Origin of the sequence: Pseudobutyrivibrio sp. OR37, from assembly GCF_900113655.1 — a bacterium.
Taxonomy (GTDB): Bacteria; Bacillota; Clostridia; order Lachnospirales; family Lachnospiraceae; genus Pseudobutyrivibrio.
Map to the genome: position 1 here is coordinate 1 of NZ_FOQF01000013.1, position 19,179 is coordinate 19,179.

The window sequence follows — 19,179 nt, forward strand, 5'->3', positions numbered from 1 at the left end:
ACCATAAATGTGTTAAATGGGATGATTATGAATTTACCAAGGAAGAATTACAAGAATTGGATGAGCTCTGCCATGGGAACTGGATTGAAATCCAGCGACTTTATGAATACATCGATGAGCTCCAAGAACTTCTTAAAGAAAACAATATTTCATATCCATACTTTTTCTAAAACAATCATTGGGGCTGGCTTGTCCAGCCCCTCAAAAGTGCCCCTCAAACCGTACCCTCAAACCAGCCCCTCAAACCATACCCTCAAAAACTCCCACTAAAAAAGGGCTTGCCCCTCACGACAAACCCTCATAAACTTTGGCAAACCCTCAAAAACTTTGATTATCCCCTTTTCCAACTGTTTTTGCCAAACGTTCTCTTCTATATTCATCAGCAATATAATCAGGTCCATTCATCCACATATCTGTACTTTCATCGAATAGCATAGCCGCTGTTTGAGACTTCATGAAGCGAAAAAATGCTTTTGTTCTAGATATTTTTTGTTCCCTAGCTATATTAATTGATGCCATAGCTGCCAAAAGTTGCATTGTATATTCGTATTTGCTAACCTTCATTAGCTTGTCTCCTTCTTCAAGAATCATATTGATAATCCCTTCACTTTAAGATAATGTTCCAAATCTGCTAGATTCGCCTCATCCCACTGAACATGATATTCCTCATAACAAGTTTCAATATACTCATTTAATCCATATTTTTTAAAAATCTGCTCACACTCCTCAGCAGACTTATCCCACTTTAATTGTGCTAATCTAAACAATCTCACTTGAAGCATAAAGATATCGTCTCTTTTATTCAATCCCATTCTTCATTTCTCCATTATTTCGTTTATACGATTATAACATAATTGCTCACAATTATTAGCATATATCCTCTATCGAAATTTGGTAGTTCTTTTTGTTTTCTAATCTTTATTGTACTATAAATTATTTATGTACTGATATATTTTTCTACAAGGTTCCATAACCAACCTTTCTAATAGCTCCCATATTTTAGACTCTTTCATTTTAGTATTTTCGGCACTTTTATTTTAGTAAATTCGGATTTTAATTTTTTCTAATTTCATTTTTCTACATAAAGATGAGATGTTATATTATCTCATTTTCACTAAACTATTATTCTTCCGTAATTAATGTTTTAGCAATTAAAAGGCACGCGTATAAGATTCACTAAAACTAAGGTTTTTATCCGCGCATGAGCTCCACATAAAGGCCCGCCAGTAACCAGAACAAGCAACGTCCAACACCAACTATACTAAATACTCCTCTATAATCCCCTTAAGCTGCCTAGAACTTAAGGGAACAGCTGAGGTCTCAAAGGTTGCTATCATATTCTTGCCCAGGTAATAGCCGTTCTGCTGGTACACATTCATTTTACTGATATTCTTGTTTGCATAACCCGCGTTGTCCATCATTCCAAAATGTTCCCACACGTATTCCCGGCGGGTTCTGATATTTAAGCACACGAAATCTGGCCTTACCTGACCAAGGCCGTCCAGCACAATAGGCTTCTCGTATTTATAAGGGATACCATACTGCTCTAAAAGATTAGCGATAATCAGCTCCGATTTTGAACGCACCCTAACGCCATCGCCAGAATAATAATCTGTATTATCGCTAAACCCCATTGGTTCATAAGACTCGGCCTTCCACTTTTCTTTATATGTAATATCATCATCATAAAATGGTGTCACTAATTCTTTCTTTAGACTATGCATATCATCATATGCTTTGACCAATAGCTCTTCCTCAAGCATAGAGCTATAGTCATTAACAATACATTGCTCCTTCAAAGCACATTTCAACAGCTTCTTGTTATATTCCTTCTGCGCCAAGGCTTTTGCGATATCCATATCCTCTTTATGTATATAAGCACCATTTGTATCCTTGGCATCCTTTCGCCAATAATACTGAACATAGCTTTTCCTATTTGTAATTCTTAAGCTCCCATCGGGAGCGTTATCTAGTTCCAGCTTCAGCCTATCCACCAAATTATCTATGCCATTTTTTCTCTTAACTATGCTATCTCTAAAACCTACATCAGATAAATCCACTCCGGCATTCATTATATTACTTCCACCAAGTTTGTTTATATCTTTCATTTATCTCCTTACTATAATTTCCGCTGCATTACCTATTTTTATACGCGTATAGCAGCGTTTAAAAACTTTCGCGCGTATAATTTTCCACATTTAACCAATTTTTATATGTGTAAAATCACCTAGATTAGCCAAAATCCCTGATTTCGCGCGTATAAAAATCTCATTATTTTGCAATTTTATCTGCGCGCGCTTTTCAAAGCCATCGTCTCACGCGTATAAAATTCAATAAAAAAGGAGTTTTTAGCCGCGAATGAAGTAGCACTTGCTCGTTCATAGCAGCAATTAAAGAGAATTATTGAAGTTGAGTTATATATTATCACATGCAAGTGATATTGTAAATCAAATATAACGCCGACAAATCAATCCACACCATCAAAACAACAAAAAAAACGCCCAAAAAAGGCTCCCTGCGCCGCAAAATCAACGCAAAGAGCCACACCTCCTACTATAAATAAAATCAACCAGCTTTACGCCTTCTCCATAACCTCGGCCATAGCAATAGACAGCCCCTCCAGCTCAACACTGGCTGGTGCGCCATTCACTCTGTCAACAAACTCCCTAATCTCATAGCGCAAGCCATCCCCTTCCATTTCCTCGTCGTAGGAAATGATACGATTCGGATCCTCGAAATGAACCTCGTAATGCTTGGTCAGCCACCATGGTGCAGGCACCACAATATAGCCCTTCGTGCCAGATACCACCAGGCTTCCCTCGCTCTTTACACCGATTCCAGTAGTAACCGAGCCATAAGCACCGGCAAACTTGAAATCAGCCACTGTAAAGATATCCACGCCATCTTTATTTCGCATGGTTTCAAAGGAAACACTCTTATAATCAAGCCCAAGCAAGCTAAACACTGCAAGCATTCCATAGCTGCCCAGCTCCCTAAAGCTGCCAGCCACATCACTATCGGTGAACTCCCTGCTATCCTCTGGTACCAGCTTGGTAAATGCGGCTCTCACATGAACGATGTCCCCAATCATGCCACTTCTAGCGGTATCACATAGATTCTTAAACCCAGGCATGTAGGCTGTCTTCAATCCTTCCATTACCACCAGCTTCTTCTTCCTTGCCAACTTGAATACCTTTTCTGCCTCCTTGCCACTTAATGCTAGCGGCTTTTCGCACAATACATGCTTACCATGTTCCAAAGCCTCTTTGGCGTATTCAATATGTGTGCCATGAGGACTTGAGATGTACACGGCATCCACCTTATCCCACATATCCTCTACCTTGTCCACAGGCTCCGGAAGGGAATATTTACTAAGTCCAAGCACTGCGGAAGGCATCAAGCCAACTATATCATCCTGCAGCCTTGAAACGAATTCCATTGCACTTCCCCCATGTGGATTGTAAACAACTGATATTGATGCTCCATCCACATGCTCTATCTCTTTCAAAAATCTCCTAGCAATTCTTCCAGTTCCAATAATTCCAAATTTAATCACGACTACTCTCCTTGTATCTGCTTTCTCTGCTCCATAAATTTTTCTACGACCTTAGCCATAGCTCGGGATTCCCCAGCTGTCAGCTTGTAGTCCACGCTTTCGGGATCCCTGATTTTGTTAATGAATTCCGAAATCTCGTATCTAAAGCCTCCTCCCTGGAATTCTGCCTTGTGACGCTCAATTCGCGAAGGATCCTCGTAGCGCACCTCAAAGCTGTCGGCCAGCCACCATGGTGACTGCACCAAAATATATCCTTCAGTTCCGGCGATTATAAGCTGGCCTTCGGATTTAACACCATCGCCAGCCTTGGCCGTAGCCAAACATCCATCGTATTTGAACCTAGCCTCAGTATAGATATCGATTCCATTCTCCCCGAGTATGGATTCAATTTCCACCGACTGATAATCCACCCCCAGAAGCTTGAATATAGGCAGCATTCCATAGCTTCCATACTCCAAAAATGCGCCACTATATTTGTAATCATATTGCTCTCTAGAGCCCACCACCGGAAGTCGGGAAAAGCAGGCTTCCACATTGCAAATTCTACCGATTGTCCCCGATTTTGCAGTTGCGATTATCTGCTGAAAGGCCGGTAGATATGCCGCCCTGATTCCTTCCATCAGCTTTAGGCCCTTTGATTTTGCCATGTTATATAGTTCCTGGGACTCCGCAAAAGTAAAGGTCATCGGCTTTTCACACAGCACGTGCTTTCCAGATTCTAAGCCTTTTCGCACATAGTCCGCATGAGTTTCGTTTGGCGATGCCACGTATATTGCATCCACCTTGCCTAAAAACTCATCAAAATTCTCCACATAGGTAGGCAGCTGATAGATTCTATTAAATTCCATGGCAGAATCCACATCCGGATTGTAGGCTGCCACAACTTCGGCACCAGATACATAACTGGATTCTTCGAAGAAACGTGGTGCCACACGGCCTGTTCCAACTATTCCTATTCTGATTAAAGAACCTCTTCCCTCCCGTATTATGGTAGAAGAGATATCTGGCGTACGCTCCAGGTAGACCACCTTGCAATATGCATTTAGATAGTCAAATTTGCCTGTCCAATCTGAGCCCACTGTAAAGATATCCACCCCATACTTTTGGATATCCTCTATCTTTTGACCATCGTGGTCCTCTACGATGATTTCATCCGCAAACCCTGTGGCACGTACATTTTCAATACGTGTCATGATTGGGTCCACCAGATTCAGCTTTCCTCGCATGGTGTCAAAATGTTCAGTTGTAACTCCAACAATTAGATAATCCCCCAGAGCCTTTGCACGCTGTAACAGCTTGTAATGTCCCTCATGAAACAAATCAAAGGAGCCGTACGTAATAACCTTTTTCATAAGCTCACCCGTGATACTTTCTGTACTCCCTACCTTAAATACTCGTACACCTTCTCACCACAGTCACCAGCTGGCGAAGCATTCACCATGGCATATTGCCTTAGCTGCTCTTCCTTATCAAACTGGTTTCCGTGGATGTTGTTATCAATCAAATCAACTAACGTATTGAACAAATCCTCGTTACAACAATATCTTTGCAGATGTGATGAATTGGTAAAGCCCTTCGCATGACTGTAAATTTCTTCCTTATCGAAATACTGGTCTTCAAGAGAGATTTCCTTTGTATTTAAATCGATATGATATTGCTTTCTGTTAATTGCATCGAAATAACTATAGCAGCTCTTATCCACATCCCATCTACGGATGAAATAGCCTGCCCCATAGTTTGGCACATACCTGTCCTTGTCCTCAAATGTAACCGTAAATGGGCTATCCCATGGCTTCACTTCACCAGTGACCCTGTTTAGGCAAACAAACACATTGCCCCAATATGGAGCAAATATAATTTCATCTCCATTAAATGCCATGCTAGCAAACAATCTTTTATTAGCCTGACATTTCTTAGTCCTATCGTATCCATTAATGCCAGGCACTGCCAAATCATAATCCTTGAATCCGCCATTCTTAAAATTAAACAGCCTAAATACAGTGCCCTCATAGGGAAATAGCCACACTTCATCTGTGTCTACACTTTCCATACCTCCAGCCGTGTATAGCCCTGTAAATCCTGTATCTGTCACCTCCGTAGCCATTGTCTGCTTATCTATTTTAAGCAGCAGACTACCGTCCACTGACAGGATATAGATTGAATCTCTATTTGACCATCTGGCAGATATTATCCGCTCCCCTTCCATGGTCTGAAGGATGTTAAAATCAGCCACATTACTAAGCACTGCAATTTCATTGTTATCCATATTCAGCCTAATCATGCTGCCGTATCTGTCTGGGCACAGATAGATGTAATTCTTTTCCAAGTAGAATCCTGAAAAGGCAACACCCCGGGCTACTCGCTTTTCAAGCTCAATCTTTCTAATGTTCTTTTTCTTATCAATGATTAATATATCCTGCGCCACATATGGCAACACGTAGATATTATCCTTATATTCAATAGCGCGCTGATAGTAACCGCCGCTGCTGTAGTCCAATAGCTTGCAGAAGAACTCAAAATGCATATCATCATTTGGCGATACATACAGCTCGTTATATGGACTCACAAAATATTTGTTGTGCCTCTCTCCATCAAATGTAGCCATGTGCCCTTGATAAAATGACGCCTTCCAATCATCCTCCTCTGGTAGCTCGTTCAGGCTATTATTAAGAATAAACATAGGCTTACCAACCACACCAAACAGTGATGTTACGCTGGTGCCCGAATCGCCAATATACACATCTGATATGGCTATCGTATTTTCGATATTTGGTGTAGTGTCATAGATTCCCCAGCCCTCTCTGATATACCTATCCCTGATATCGTGATAGATAGGCAGAAATCCCGGTTCCATGGATTCAAGGGTAGATTCAAACAGAGGATGTGGACGCCAGATTAAGCACACGTCCTTTCTTTCCCTGAATGTATTAAATACATAGCTCATCTTCTCCATGAAATTCTTTGGATTATCAAGCATGCCACTAAGGCTGGTGTTGTAGAAAAACACCCGCTTGCCAACCATCTTATCCTTCCATTCAGCTGGAGCCTCTGGCGGATTTTCGCACTTCTTTATCACCGCATCAAACTTAGGTGAGCCCAGCGGAAGAAACTTTTCCCTTGGCACATTCTTATAGTAATCAATAATCTTTTTTGACTGAACTACCAGATAGTCTGCATTGTCATAGCTTGGAAGATAAGCCTGTCCCTCCCCCATGCCTCCTGCTGTTGCAAAATAAGGCACATAAACCAGGCAATCTCCATACTCCTTTAGCTTATCTGAGTAGAAAAATGGATGTACACTTGTAACGTAATTATATTGATCATAAGGATTATGAAAGAAAATAACATCTGGATGTTCTAATCCAAAATCGAATTCATCATATTTTGTGATAGGGATATCCTCTGGGAAAAGGTCCGCTTCATAATGTTTTTTTACAAAATCCCCCTGAGAATCTTTATCGAAATAAGGAATTGGAATTACAAGGGCCCTACAGTTCTCATCTGATCTGGCTGCTTTAAAAATAGACTCCATGCTGTCCCACATGGATGCCTTGTATGGTAAAAACACAAATAAACGCTTTACAACAATGTCGTTCTTTGCGCTTTTTTCTATCTCATTTATGCTGTGATCTAATCTGCCCCTTGCCGATTCCGCCGCAAGTCCTCTCTCACTTTGCAGCTCCTGATGAATCTGAAAGATCACCTCGCAAAACTCCTCCAAATGCTTTACCGTCACATGGCCTTCGCCCTCTTCTGCCTCTATGTATTCTCCTAAATCAATGGCTTTTTGCTGGCAGATTTCCAGATACTCCAAAGCTTTGTCCATACCAGCCCCGTCTTTTGATAAAGCCGCGAATACCCCCTCATTTAGCTTTCTAAATAATGCGATATAATTTTCTACCTGTTTGAACCTATACTTTCTCATCCCTAAGCCTCCCAGTATTCCTATACCTACACTAATACCACTATATTTTACCGCTTTCTGTCTAAAAATACACTTTTGTTCACAGAATGTTGCGAATTTTCTTTGCAACTCCCTTTTCACAGCTAATACATAAAACCATGCTATATTACACACATGGAAGATATTATTAGCAAGGTTGCAAACCTAAAAATCAACAATAACATCGTTTATATTATTATTTTCTTACTGGCTGTATACATCTGCTTCAATGGATATACAGTATATAAGTTTGCCCTTGGTGTATTGGGCTTTTGGGTTGGCTTTTCCAATGTTCACAAGCTTTTAGAATTCTTTAATGTGAATGTAAATGATAAGCAAATGCTTTTTCTACAGATACTCTTTGGTGCTGCACTTATGATGCTATCCTGGCTTCTTAGAAAGCTAGGCTTATTCGTGGTTGTATTTGACTTTGTTTATATTTATCTTGCCTCTATTGTGGTTGAATTTATCGCAAAAAAAATGGACATATCCCCTCAGATATATCCATACTTTTCTGTGTTATTTGCCCTTGCACTAGCTCTTTTAGCAGCATTGATTGCTGTAAAACACGAATATTCAATTATAATAATCGTCATGGCCTGGGTAGGCGGTTTTGCTGCAGTCCATTATTTGCAACTGTTCCTCACTAACGGCCCATTCCATATTGGTCTACTTTCTATCTTCCCAGCCTGGGGCTGGTACTTCCTGCAATGCTTCGTATCATTGTCGGGAATGATGACTCAGGGAGTAGGCCAGGAAGACGAATAATCCTGTTATTCATTAATGAATTCTATTATTTCACTAACAGTTTCGCTAGTCTGCTCCTGCACGCTGATGGAAGGCTTTCCATCTCCATCCTGCATTCCATAATCTCCAAAATACCCATGGCAACCACCATCTATCACTACTTCCTCGAAATCTGATGGAAGATTTTTTTTGCACTCATTATACTTTTCCATGTTTAGGACTCCGTCCTCAGAACCTCTGATGGAAAGAGTATTTACTGCAGGCTCATCAGTCAAATCCTTTGTAGAATATGCTGCAAGCAATATCAATCCTTCGTATTCGCTTTGATGTCTGTCTGCGTATAGAGAAGCCATTGCTCCGCCAAGGCTGTGTCCACCAATGTACCACTTATCAATCTCAGGATATTTTGCCTGAATTCCTCTAGCTCCATTAGCATCAAGCATTGCCAGATAATGTGGCATTTTAACCACCACGCCAAAGACTCCCTGCTCTGCAAGCTGCTCCATAAGTGGCGCATAAGCCTCTGTCTCTACCAATCCACCTGGATAAAAGATAAATCCAGCAACTGGATTTTCAGGCTCAAACAAAATCGTATTATCAATATCTTCAACCTTTACTCCCTCAGCTGGTTCGCTGATATATTTCCACGCTTCATCCGTTGCCAGATAGTAGTTATTCACATAACTAAAACATTTCCACACACAGGCAATCACTACAGCAAGGATTACCACACCTACTATTATTCTTCTTTTTTTCTTACTCTTCATTTCTACTTCCTACTGCCAATCTATTTATCTGCGTTGCAATATAACCTGCCCCGTAGCCATTATCAATATTTACCACGGAAATTCCATTAGCACATGAATTAATCATGGTAAGAAGTGCCGAGATTCCGCCCATGTTTGCCCCATAGCCTACACTTGTAGGAACTGCGATAACAGGAACCTTTACAAGGCCTCCAACAACTGATGCCAATGCACCTTCCATTCCTGCAACTGCCACCACGCAATTAGCCTGATTCAATACATCCACATTTTCAAGCAGACGATGAATGCCGCTAACGCCCACATCAAATACTCTGTTAACCTTGCTGCCGAAATATTCAGCTGTCTGAGCCGCCTCTTCTGCAACAGGGATATCAGCTGTACCTGCTGTAACTACTGCGATTTCCCCTACAAGCTCTGGTAGTTTGGCATCTGGCGAAACAGCCTTCAGAATCCTGCTAACCTTATCATAGGTTGCCTCTGGGATAGCTACCTTCACTATCTCATACTGATGCTCCGTAGCTCTTGTCCCAAAAACCTGGCCATCTCTTTCATACATCTTTTTATATATGTCCTCCAAAAACTCATCGGGCTTTCTCTCACAGAAGATTACCTCTGGAAATCCTGTACGATTTTTTCTATCAAAATCCAAATTTGCAAAATCCATGTAAGCCTCCTCCTAGGTGAGATTATTATAGCATAAAACGGGAAGACGCACCTATTTAAATGCGCTGCGCGCGAGGTGCGTCGTGGATAACAAAAAGAACCAGTAGAAATACTGGTCCTTTTTATTATCATGTCATATCATATCCATATACGCCTCGGCGACTCTATTATAGTCAATCTGATTGGTGATTTTCTCAACCTTGAAGTCATCCTCGCCAACCTTTATTCGATAAATAAAACACCCTTCATCACTAACCGTGTCGCCTTCAACTAATGCTGCTGCAACGTATGCTTTATTTTCGAATTCAAATTGATCTACGACTGCCATTTCTACTTCGTCGCCATCTCTGGTGCTAACCACAAATGTAATATATTCTTTAAATTCATTGCCCATAGGGATCCTCCTTTTAGGATTCATAGCTCTCCCGTTATATGGAAATATATTACAACATAATTGTGTATATAGTAAGCATAATCTATGAAATATTAGTAAATAGCCTATTTCCGTGAGGTTAAATTCACAACCAAACCACATTATAGGTCGATTTTAGCCCTTTACAGCACCACCTGTAACACCTTCAACATAGAACTTCTGCATGATGATGAATAGGATTGAAATAGGTACCGCAATCATCAAACCACCGCAACAGAAGTATGCGAAATACTGGTTAACAAGTGCTCTTTGAAGTAAGTTGAAAAGTCCTAAAGCCATTGTCCAGTCAGCTGCATTCTTTGACTTAATCATAAGTCTTACCATTACGAAGTCCATCCAAGGATTAAGGAAGGAGTTGATGACTGTATAAACAATCATTGGCTTTGAAAGTGGCACAACAATCTTAGCAAATATTGTTGCCTCTGATGCACCCTCAAGCTTTGCTGCTTCGTGAAGTGAAGTAGGAATTGTATCAAAGAATCCCTTCAAAATCAGGTAACCAAGACCTGATGCACCTGAATAAAGGATAATAAGTCCTACTACACTATCAGTAAGTCCAAGCATCTTCAAAATGAAATACATAGCAATCATTGAAAGTACGCCTGGGAACATTCCAAGGATGAGTGAAAAGCTCATAAGCTTCTTTCTACCCTTAAATTCAATAAATGAAAATGCGTAAGCTGTCATGATTACAAATATTGATGAAACAAGACAGCTAAAGACACCTATAATCATTGAATTCTTAAACCATGCAGGGAAATTTGCTGCTGCATCTGGCTCAAAGAAAAGCTGATGATAATTTGCAAGTGTCCAATGTGATGGGAAAAAGTGATTTGTATTAATACCTTTTTCCACACCAAATGTTGTTACTACCAACCAAAATACTGGTATCAACCAAATAAATGCAAGTACTGCAAGAACAATATGTCTTCCGACTATTTTCCATGTTTTTTTCATTATCTGTATACCCCCTCTTTATCTCCACCTATCATTCTTGAGAAAGTAAGAAGTGAAAGGGCTGCACAAACTACGAATGTTACAATACCAATTACTGATGCCATCTTGAAGTTACTGTACTCATTTGTAAGTCTGAATAACCAGGTGATAAGCAAGTCAACCTCGTTGGCATGTGAATTAGCCATAGCCATATTTGTTGTCTGGTAATTGTATGTAAGTAAATAAATAACATTAAAGTTATTAATATTACCGATAACTGACTGAATAAGTGATGGGCCAGTAATAAACATTACATAAGGCATTGTTATCTTCCAGAAAATCTGGAACTTGTTTGCACCATCAATCTTTGCAGATTCAATCTGGTCTGATGGAATATTCATAAGAATACCTGTAGCAACAAGCATCTGGTAAGGAATACCTACCCAAATATTTACAAGAATAATTGTTATGTGTGCCCAGCCTGGACGTGATAAAAATGGGATAAATGAATCTCCCGCATTAAGCAATCCAATATTCTTGAAGAAATCAAGGATTCCTACATTTGAACAAAACGTATTTACGATACCATTATCACCAAACATCTTACTGATAAGAAGAAGTGTAACGAACTGTGGAATACCGATTGTGATTACAAAAAGTGTTCTCCACATTCCCTTGAATTTAGTGTCCTCATGGTTGATAAACTGAGCAAGAAGGATACCTCCAAGGAATGTTGTAGCTGTTGCTAAAACTGCCCAAATTAAAGTCCAAATTAATACTCTTACAAATGCATAACCAAATGTGATTGTCTGGCTTGTTGTAAATAGATTTACGAAGTTTTTAATACCAACCCATGTAAACAGATATGTAGGTGGCTGATGATTCTCATCATAATTCGTAAATGCGATACATACCATAAATAAAATAGGTATGATGTTAATAAGAATTACACCTAAACTTGGAAGTGTAAGGAGTGTGATGTGAAATCTTTCATTTTTGAATGAAGTAATATCATCCATAAATGTATTTAGCTTTTCACCATTCTCCTGCATCTTCTGGATACGATAAGTTGCCTTAATGTTTCCAATATATAATGCGATAAATGCAATGATTACAAGGATTCCAATGATTCCATAAAGAAGAATCAAGAGTGAGTTATCGTAATCATTTACAGTTTTTTTCATAGTTACAATATCAAAAATTTCTTCTCTCTGAACTGTTCCAAGAGTATTGAGTTTTGACATATATGGTGCGAATACACCGAAAATCGATGCCAACACTCCAACCTGAAGTAATGTCATCAATATACCGCGCATAATTTGCTTTCTTCCAAAGTAACCTGCGCCCATTATGATTAATGAAAGCTTCACCCAAATATCGCCGTGAGCTATTGCTAGACCAAAGTCTTTAAAGTAGTTGCCTATTTTCTTCATATTTGTCCTCTTATAAAAAGGCTTCCCCCTCTGGGGGAAGCTGTCACGCAGTGACTGATGAGGGTAAATGTATGTAAAGACGCTAAGCATCTTATATTTTTTACACACACCCTCATCCGTCAGCTCCGCTGCCACCTTCCCCCAGCGGGGGAAGGCTTGTTATTATTCAACAGGCTGTGTAATACCTGCTACTGCATCATCAAGTACCTGCTGGCTTACCTTGCCCTCAAGAATGTTCTTTCCAAGTGACTCTGCTGGTGTCCAATAGTTACCACCAACTCTCTGAAGCTGTGCGAACTCAGACTGTGCTGCAAGAGCATCAAGTGCTGGAGAAGAAGCCTTAGCAAGTGCCTCTGTGTTTGAAGGGCCCTCACCTGTTGCTTCGTAAACAGCTTCCTGAGATGTTGCATTTGTAAGGTACTCAGCAAGAAGCATTGACCAACCTGTGTTCTCTGCATATGCGTTAACACCTACGAACTTGTATCCTGAGTAAGAAGCCATCTGCTTAGCTTCGCCATTTACTTCGAATGTAGGAAGCTTTGTAGCTGCATAGCCATCACCATAAGCCTCTGAGAATGCGTTTACGTTCCATGTACCAGAAACATAAGCTACAACCTTGCCATCATTAAGGTTTGCAAGAAGATCATCGTTTCCGTAGCTCTTGTATGCCTTAGAAGAAGCAATCTTCTGAATTGCCTCTGCTGCTGCAAGACCTGTCTCATTGTTCCAATCACAGTTGTTTGACTGATCTTCGTTCTCTGTAAGGTTGCAACCAGCACCCTTGAAGAATCCGTATAAGTACCAGCCGTTTGCTGTCTCACAACCAACTTCCTTACCAAGCTCCTCAGCCTTTGCTGTAAGTGCTTCCCAAGAAGCTACATCTTCGTCTGAAAGCTGATTCTTATCATAGTATAAGAAATATCCGTTTGAAGCTGTGAATGGATAGCCATACTGCTTACCATTGTACTGTCCAGCCTCAACTGTAGCTGCTGTATCTGTATCGTTCATGTCGTATGTGTACTGAGCTGCTACTTCGTTAAGAGCGCCTGCCTTAACAAGTGCCTCAAGCTGATCATCTGGGAATATAAATACATCAGCTGCTGCCTCAACATCCTCAAGAACACGATCCTTCATATCAGCTTCTGAAACAGCACCAAGTGTGATATTGAAATCAACGTCTGGATACTGTGCTGCGAAATCATCGCAAAGCTTCTTCATAACTGTCTGATACTCTTCTGTCTCTGAGCACCATAAATCAATGTTTACTGTACCTTCTGTTGATGCAATGAGGTTTGCGATAGCGTCATCTGATGAAGCCCCCTCTGTTGCCTCTGTGCTTTCTGTAGCTGCACTGTCTGTTGTCTCTTCTGCTGCAGAACCGCATCCAACGAATGCTGAAGCAACCATTGTAGAAACAAGAAGTGCTGAAACAATCTTTTTCTTCATTTTTACTCCTCCATTTTTTCATAAAAATCTTTTATTTATACTCCCAGGTTGCGCCGTTCTGTGCAACCGGTTGTTCTACATAAATAATCCTATCTCTATAATCGTTTTTCGTCAACATAGCAAATTGTACAAGTATTATCTTATAATTTTGTTAATTTTACTAAACAGTACTGTCTCTCATCTGGATATTGTAGTCTGTAAGTATCTCATTTGTGACACTTTCTCCATCCAAGTTGCGCATTAAAATCTCGATACATTGTGCCCCAAGCTTCTTTGCATCAAAATATAAGCTAGTGATTGATGGCTTTGATGTAGATAGCAAGTTTGAATCATAAAAAGAGCAAAGCTTAATATCCTCAGGCACTGAAATTCCATCGTTATGCAGGCAATTAAGCACCGAATTACAAAGCATATCATCCATGCAAACAATACACTCTGCCCCTTCCGAAATAGATTCCTTCAGCACAGAATCCATCCTTGCACTCTTATGCATATTTAAGAAAATCAAGGATTCATCAGCCTTTAAACCCTTGTTTAAAAATCCTTTTCTATAGCCTGCCAAACGACTGTGAGTAACATTAATATTCTCACCACCGCCAATTAATGCCATCCTTGTAATGCCTGTATCTATCAGGTTTTCTATCATTTTTGTGGCTGCGCCCTCGTTATCGTGATCAACATAAGGAACGTCCTCATCCATAGGATTTCCCACCACAATATAAGGTATATCTGACTCCTTTAAGAAGTTGATTACCTTAGAATCTCTTTCGCATCTACTAACTACAACTGCATCGATTTTTTTATTAGAAACAGCATGTCTTAAGGCAGCAATACCATCATTATCAGCCAAAATGATAAGCACATCGTACTCGTATTCCATAGCCCTATCACATACACCTGTCATAAGTGTCTGGAAATATGGCATTTCCCCTAAAGCAGAATCCTGCGGTACTACAAGCCCCACGTTAAAAGTACGATTTGCCGCTAAAGATCTGGCTACTGCACTTGGTCTATAGTTGATTTCCTTTATATATTCATTTACCTTTTTTCTAGTCTCCTCGGAAATTCGGCCTTTTCCCGAAATCGCACGGCTAACTGTTGTTTTACTTAACCCCAGTTCCTTTGCAATTGAATCTAATGTATGACCCATAATCATCCCCTTTTCTTTCTAATTTCTAACGTTAGCACAATATTCTCTTGATTGCAATCGGTTGCGCACTTTTCGTAAAAATCAAACAAAAAAAGTCTCCACATCTTGTGAAGACTTTCTATGCTTAACATATTTTACATTGTTTTAAAATGAGAGGTCTTTTCCATCAATATATTTGCTTCTGCTGAAAGCTCCTCGAAAACAGAGCGCATCTCCTCTAAATCACTGGTTTCGTTGATACCCATTGCAAAGCTCTGTAGGTTTATAGCTGAAAACTGAATATCACTGATAATATCATTAAAGGATGCCTTGATGGAATTAACAGATTCTGCAATTTCATTTAATTCGCCAGGGAAGTTCTCAATGTCCTCCACCACAAGATTTCCCTTTTCCATCTCTGACAATACGTACTTTTGCTTTTGGATAACCTTTGAAAGCTCCTCTAGAGATATTGCTAGCTTATTTTGCATATCCCCTATTTCATCATTAGCCGTTGCAAAATTCAGCTTAGTAGAAAAATCACCTTCCATAATTCTATCCATTGCAGGATTCATCTTATCAAGAGGCTTTAACACTTTTCTGACTGTATATGTTATATCGCCCAGTGCAAGGATGATACAAATAATAGCCACGAATATGCTTATTCTAATACCTCTATCCACATGTTTTAAGAAATTCGATTCTGGATATGCCACTGCCACTGTCCATCGGCTATTCTCCAGCGTTACAGCCGAATAAACCATACTGGTACCAGTATAATCTTTTGCTGTTACATAGCCATCGTCCTTGGCATCTACCACTTCCTTAAGCTCAGGCATTACTTCAAATGCAGCTGTTATTTTCTCTGCTGTTGGATTGTACTGTGTATTTGGATGAACGATTATGTTATCTTGACTATCTAAAAGGAATCCATAGGAACCTTCTTCAAAATTTATGGTACCCATGAAATTCTGAATAGATTCGATATCGGCATCCACTGCCACAACGCCAACCATCATTGTGCCCCAATATACAGGAGTTGCAACGGTTACCATCATAACATCCGGTCTGGTTGCACTAGAATAGGGGTCGATTACAACTGTATGTCCAGCGGCTGCTGCTTTTTTATACCATACTCGTTCCCTAGGATCAACTCCCTGCGCAAAATTAACGCCTCGCGCCATGGTCATATTTCCCAATTTATCAGAGAAATAAACAAAATATAATTCAGGATGATTAAGTGCCACCCTATCAACTACAGCCCTAACAGTGGTCTGATCCAAATCACCTAAAGCTGTAAGTGTGCTAGCCATATCCTCTGTAACAGTAGCCATACCTCGAATCCAGGCATCCACTTCATTTGCACTGACCTGTGTTGCAAGCTCTAGCTTCATTTCCTGCTGCTCAATAATACGGCGGGAAAGATATATAAGATTTACAATAGTCATAAAACTAATGGTAATTATTATGGCAACTACTACATGTCTCGTTATTCTGCTTTTAACCGTAGTACGCTTGGTCTTCTTCATGTTTTCCCCTCTTTCAGATAAAGACACACTACATGTGTTATATATCATTTATGATAGTATAAAAATAAGGGTTTTCCGTGAAAAAAGCATGCCATTTGATGAATTTACCATTCACACACATTACCTTGCGTATACCATGCAATCGTACCTGATTGCCTTGCCCTCCAAGCTGTAGCTAGGCTTTCTGCCAGCAAGGTATGGTCCCTTTAGTGGACGTTTTATTACAATTCTTTTTGGCTCGGCCGCCTCGGCTGATTCTAAAAGCTCCTCCTCCATAGAGCATGGACTTTCCAGCTTCTGAAGGAGCTGAAACTTCTTCTTAATCAAAGCACTCTTCTGTCGCTCAGGAAACATTGGGTCTAACAGCACTATATCAGGCTTATAATCCAGTTTCTTCATAGCCTTTACACTATCGCCACAGACTAATGTCATCCTCCCTACAGCGTCCTTTAATTCGGGAATTTCAAGGGCTCTTTCCATGCAATCCTGAAGCAGTACAGCAATAATCTCGTCCATTTCGTATAGACGCACCTCAAAGCCTGCTGCTGCAAGAATCAGGGAATCCTCCCCAAAGCCAGCGGTTGCATCGATTAGAGTCTGAGGCATAGGCTGCCCCTTAATCCTTGCCGCCTTTACCAGCATTTCTCGCTCCAGATTACTCTTTTTAATCCTTGGCAGCATATCCCTAAAATCCGCCATTATAGAAAGCTCGCCAGAGCTAAGGCTGAGCCCATCATCTGTTTGAATCAGAGCCAACCCCTTATCTGCGAGCTTTAAATTATAGTTTTCTATAAGTTCCTTTGATATCAATTCTATTTGTCCTCTTTGCGAAGAAGATCCATCTTCATGTTGTAATAGTTAGGAGTCATATCAAGGTAGTGCTTATGAGGATTTTCGAAACGCTGCTCCTCTGGCCATACACTTGTCTCCAACTGATTTTGAACTCTTGCACGGATGGTCTGCATATCCTCATCCTCAGAAGCGGCCTTTCCGCCTACGATAAGCGGCTTCTGTAACAATTCAGCAGTGCAGTTTTCAAAGATATGTGTGCTCTTCCATGGCTGTTCAGGATCTACAAATTTGTATCCGCCCTCAGCACTCATATCAACCTTTTCGCCTTTAATAGCTAGCAAATCTGCAACAGCTCTACCTGCCTCATCCTTTATACGATATACGTCCTTAAGACCTGGATTTGTAATCTTCTCCACAGTCTCTGAAATCTTAATCTTTGGGATAAACTCCCCTGTCTTGCTATCCTGCACAGCGCAAAGCTTATATACTGCACCAAACACTGGCTCGGATTTTGCAGTGATAAGTCTCTCGCCTACTCCAAAGGAATTGACCTGACCACCCTGCTGCAAAATAGAAGTGATGGTATACTCATCAAGGGAGTTACTTACGATGATTTTAGCTTCGTTGAATCCTGCATCATCTAACATCTTTCTAGCCTTCTTTGTAAGATAAGCCAAATCTCCTGAATCAATACGGATTCCGTAGCTCTTAGACTGAATACCAGCCTCCTTCATCTCCTTGAATACCTTTATAGCGTTAGGTACACCAGATTTTAAAACATTGTAGGTATCTACAAGAAGGATGCAGTTGTTAGGATAGCTCTTGGCAAAGCTTCTAAATGCCTGAAGCTCTGATTTACGATAATCATTATCCTCAGATGTAAAATACATAACGTAACTGTGAGCCATTGTGCCACCGATAGGGATATCGAAATATTGGCCCGCTGAAACAGTTGCTGTTCCGCTTGCTCCGCCGATATAAGCTGCTCTGGCGCCATAAATAGCTGCATCATTGTTATGGGCACGTCTTGCACCAAAATCTGATACTGCTCGCCCTGCTGCAGCCCTGACTATTCTACTGGCCTTTGTGGCAATAAGTGACTGATGATTTACCTGAGCCAAAATCTCTGTCTCCACCAGCTGAGCCTCGATGATTGGGGCTGTTACTGTGATGATTGGCTCATTAGGATACATGATAGTTCCCTCTGGAAAAGCGTCCACATCACCTGTGAATTTGAAATCCTTAAGATATTCAAGAAATTCCTCTGTAAAATGTCCCACACTTCTAAGGTACTCTATATCCTCGTCTGTAAAATGCATATTTAAAAGATAATCCTTTACCTGCTGCAAGCCTGCAAAAATAGCAAAACCACCGCCATCAGGATTTACTCTATAAAAAACATCAAAGCTTACCCTTGTGTTATTGTCAATTGTAGGATCGTTAAAATAAGCATTAGCCATTGTAAGCTCATACTCATCCATCATCATTGTAAGGTTACGAGCCTTATCTTGAGTTTGCTTCATAATTAGCCTTCTTTCTTACTCTCCTGGAGCGCTGTTAATTACTTTACCTGTATTCCAAAGCATAGCAGACTTTTCTGCTGCTGTGAGCTTTCCATCTTCGTTTTTGTAGCCAACTGTTCCTGTATAGCTACCACAATCTAAACACGCAACATAAAAGCCCATGTCTTCTTCCTCTAAAATACCTGCCCCACCGCAGATAGGGCAGTCATGTAATTCAATCTTTTCTGAAATATCCATTACAAAACTCCTTAACAATAAAATCCGATAAAAAGGGGTGCAGCA

Annotated in this window: 19 protein-coding genes; 2 read left to right on the forward strand and 17 right to left on the reverse strand. The window is 40.4% G+C overall.

The genetic code is table 11. The features are described from left to right. On the forward strand, window positions 1-170 hold a 170-nt coding region (locus BM097_RS16925), incomplete at its 5' end, for a mobility-associated LCxxNW protein (RefSeq protein ID WP_143084968.1). A 148-nt stretch (window positions 171-318) separates the two neighbouring features. Here BM097_RS16925 and BM097_RS07955 read toward each other — a convergent pair. The 6 genes from BM097_RS07955 to BM097_RS16340 all read right to left on the reverse strand — a co-directional run bounded on the left by BM097_RS07955 (window position 319) and on the right by BM097_RS16340 (window position 7,481). Continuing rightward, on the reverse strand, window positions 319-591 hold the full coding sequence (locus BM097_RS07955; protein ID WP_090547827.1) for a hypothetical protein: 273 nt from the start codon (window positions 589-591) through the stop codon (window positions 319-321). After that, on the reverse strand, window positions 588-812 hold the full coding sequence (locus BM097_RS07960) for a DUF3791 domain-containing protein (RefSeq protein ID WP_090547830.1): 225 nt from the start codon (window positions 810-812) through the stop codon (window positions 588-590). Before BM097_RS07960 ends, BM097_RS07955 begins: the two co-directional genes overlap by 4 nt. A 444-nt stretch (window positions 813-1,256) precedes the next feature. Beyond that, the gene (locus tag BM097_RS07965) at window positions 1,257-2,108 is read right to left on the reverse strand and encodes a hypothetical protein (RefSeq protein ID WP_090547832.1); all 852 of its coding nucleotides are present in this window, start codon (window positions 2,106-2,108) and stop codon (window positions 1,257-1,259) included. Window positions 2,109-2,575: 467 nt separating this feature from the next. Continuing rightward, window positions 2,576-3,556, reverse strand: a complete 981-nt coding sequence (locus BM097_RS07970; RefSeq protein WP_177197407.1) for a Gfo/Idh/MocA family protein — start codon at window positions 3,554-3,556, stop codon at window positions 2,576-2,578. A gap of 2 nt (window positions 3,557-3,558) precedes the next feature. Then, window positions 3,559-4,908: a Gfo/Idh/MocA family oxidoreductase gene (locus BM097_RS07975; RefSeq protein ID WP_090547836.1), complete on the reverse strand. Its 1,350-nt coding sequence runs from the start codon at window positions 4,906-4,908 to the stop codon at window positions 3,559-3,561. A 29-nt stretch (window positions 4,909-4,937) separates the two neighbouring features. Beyond that, a complete protein-coding gene (locus BM097_RS16340) occupies window positions 4,938-7,481 on the reverse strand; it encodes a hypothetical protein (protein ID WP_177197408.1) in 2,544 nt (847 codons plus the stop codon). A 153-nt stretch (window positions 7,482-7,634) separates the two neighbouring features. Here BM097_RS16340 and BM097_RS07985 point away from each other — a divergent pair, with 153 nt between their 5' ends. Beyond that, window positions 7,635-8,267: a TM7S3/TM198-like domain-containing protein gene (locus BM097_RS07985; protein WP_090547838.1), complete on the forward strand. Its 633-nt coding sequence runs from the start codon at window positions 7,635-7,637 to the stop codon at window positions 8,265-8,267. A gap of 5 nt (window positions 8,268-8,272) precedes the next feature. On the opposite strand, the gene BM097_RS07990 is transcribed toward BM097_RS07985, so the two are convergent. The 11 genes from BM097_RS07990 to BM097_RS08040 all read right to left on the reverse strand — a co-directional run bounded on the left by BM097_RS07990 (window position 8,273) and on the right by BM097_RS08040 (window position 19,134). Further along, window positions 8,273-9,013, reverse strand: a complete 741-nt coding sequence (locus BM097_RS07990) for an alpha/beta hydrolase (RefSeq protein ID WP_090547841.1) — start codon at window positions 9,011-9,013, stop codon at window positions 8,273-8,275. Further along, window positions 9,003-9,677 (reverse strand): nickel pincer cofactor biosynthesis protein LarB, encoded by a 675-nt coding sequence (gene larB / locus BM097_RS07995; RefSeq protein WP_090547844.1) that lies wholly within the window; start codon window positions 9,675-9,677, stop codon window positions 9,003-9,005. Before larB ends, BM097_RS07990 begins: the two co-directional genes overlap by 11 nt. Before the next feature lie 132 nt (window positions 9,678-9,809). Next, window positions 9,810-10,070, reverse strand: coding sequence for a DUF1292 domain-containing protein (locus tag BM097_RS16345; RefSeq protein ID WP_177197409.1), 261 nt, complete (start codon window positions 10,068-10,070; stop codon window positions 9,810-9,812). Between the two features lie 153 nt (window positions 10,071-10,223). Further along, complete coding sequence (locus BM097_RS08005; protein ID WP_177197410.1) at window positions 10,224-11,066, reverse strand: sugar ABC transporter permease; 843 nt, start codon at window positions 11,064-11,066, stop codon at window positions 10,224-10,226. Continuing rightward, complete coding sequence (locus BM097_RS08010; RefSeq protein WP_090547852.1) at window positions 11,066-12,478, reverse strand: carbohydrate ABC transporter permease; 1,413 nt, start codon at window positions 12,476-12,478, stop codon at window positions 11,066-11,068. Before BM097_RS08010 ends, BM097_RS08005 begins: the two co-directional genes overlap by 1 nt. 162 nt (window positions 12,479-12,640) lie before the next feature. Beyond that, window positions 12,641-13,924: an extracellular solute-binding protein gene (locus BM097_RS08015; protein ID WP_090547855.1), complete on the reverse strand. Its 1,284-nt coding sequence runs from the start codon at window positions 13,922-13,924 to the stop codon at window positions 12,641-12,643. Window positions 13,925-14,084: 160 nt separating this feature from the next. Continuing rightward, window positions 14,085-15,074, reverse strand: coding sequence for a LacI family DNA-binding transcriptional regulator (locus BM097_RS08020; protein ID WP_177197411.1), 990 nt, complete (start codon window positions 15,072-15,074; stop codon window positions 14,085-14,087). Window positions 15,075-15,208: 134 nt separating this feature from the next. Next, window positions 15,209-16,582, reverse strand: a complete 1,374-nt coding sequence (locus BM097_RS08025; protein WP_177197412.1) for a cache domain-containing sensor histidine kinase — start codon at window positions 16,580-16,582, stop codon at window positions 15,209-15,211. A 120-nt stretch (window positions 16,583-16,702) separates the two neighbouring features. After that, window positions 16,703-17,392 carry a class I SAM-dependent methyltransferase gene (locus BM097_RS08030; protein ID WP_242944680.1) on the reverse strand — a complete coding sequence of 230 codons (690 nt, stop codon included), beginning with the start codon at window positions 17,390-17,392 and terminating at the stop codon, window positions 16,703-16,705. A gap of 2 nt (window positions 17,393-17,394) precedes the next feature. Beyond that, window positions 17,395-18,897 (reverse strand): nicotinate phosphoribosyltransferase, encoded by a 1,503-nt coding sequence (locus tag BM097_RS08035; RefSeq protein WP_090547867.1) that lies wholly within the window; start codon window positions 18,895-18,897, stop codon window positions 17,395-17,397. Between the two features lie 15 nt (window positions 18,898-18,912). After that, the gene (locus tag BM097_RS08040) at window positions 18,913-19,134 is read right to left on the reverse strand and encodes a Lar family restriction alleviation protein (protein WP_090547869.1); all 222 of its coding nucleotides are present in this window, start codon (window positions 19,132-19,134) and stop codon (window positions 18,913-18,915) included. Between the last annotated feature and the right edge of the window lie 45 nt (window positions 19,135-19,179).

Coding starts and splice junctions, on each gene's coding strand:
- BM097_RS16345 (WP_177197409.1), bottom strand. CDS start 10,070: ATGGGCAATGAATTTAAAGAATATATTACATTTGTGGTTAGCACCAGA.
- BM097_RS08015 (WP_090547855.1), bottom strand. CDS start 13,924: ATGAAGAAAAAGATTGTTTCAGCACTTCTTGTTTCTACAATGGTTGCT.
- BM097_RS08025 (WP_177197412.1), bottom strand. CDS start 16,582: ATGAAGAAGACCAAGCGTACTACGGTTAAAAGCAGAATAACGAGACAT.
- BM097_RS07960 (WP_090547830.1), bottom strand. CDS start 812: ATGGGATTGAATAAAAGAGACGATATCTTTATGCTTCAAGTGAGATTG.
- BM097_RS08020 (WP_177197411.1), bottom strand. CDS start 15,074: ATGGGTCATACATTAGATTCAATTGCAAAGGAACTGGGGTTAAGTAAA.
- BM097_RS08010 (WP_090547852.1), bottom strand. CDS start 12,478: ATGAAGAAAATAGGCAACTACTTTAAAGACTTTGGTCTAGCAATAGCT.
- larB (WP_090547844.1), bottom strand. CDS start 9,677: ATGGATTTTGCAAATTTGGATTTTGATAGAAAAAATCGTACAGGATTT.
- BM097_RS08035 (WP_090547867.1), bottom strand. CDS start 18,897: ATGAAGCAAACTCAAGATAAGGCTCGTAACCTTACAATGATGATGGAT.
- BM097_RS07965 (WP_090547832.1), bottom strand. CDS start 2,108: ATGAAAGATATAAACAAACTTGGTGGAAGTAATATAATGAATGCCGGA.
- BM097_RS07955 (WP_090547827.1), bottom strand. CDS start 591: ATGATTCTTGAAGAAGGAGACAAGCTAATGAAGGTTAGCAAATACGAA.
- BM097_RS16340 (WP_177197408.1), bottom strand. CDS start 7,481: ATGAGAAAGTATAGGTTCAAACAGGTAGAAAATTATATCGCATTATTT.
- BM097_RS07975 (WP_090547836.1), bottom strand. CDS start 4,908: ATGAAAAAGGTTATTACGTACGGCTCCTTTGATTTGTTTCATGAGGGA.
- BM097_RS07985 (WP_090547838.1), top strand. CDS start 7,635: ATGGAAGATATTATTAGCAAGGTTGCAAACCTAAAAATCAACAATAAC.
- BM097_RS07990 (WP_090547841.1), bottom strand. CDS start 9,013: ATGAAGAGTAAGAAAAAAAGAAGAATAATAGTAGGTGTGGTAATCCTT.
- BM097_RS08040 (WP_090547869.1), bottom strand. CDS start 19,134: ATGGATATTTCAGAAAAGATTGAATTACATGACTGCCCTATCTGCGGT.
- BM097_RS08005 (WP_177197410.1), bottom strand. CDS start 11,066: ATGAAAAAAACATGGAAAATAGTCGGAAGACATATTGTTCTTGCAGTA.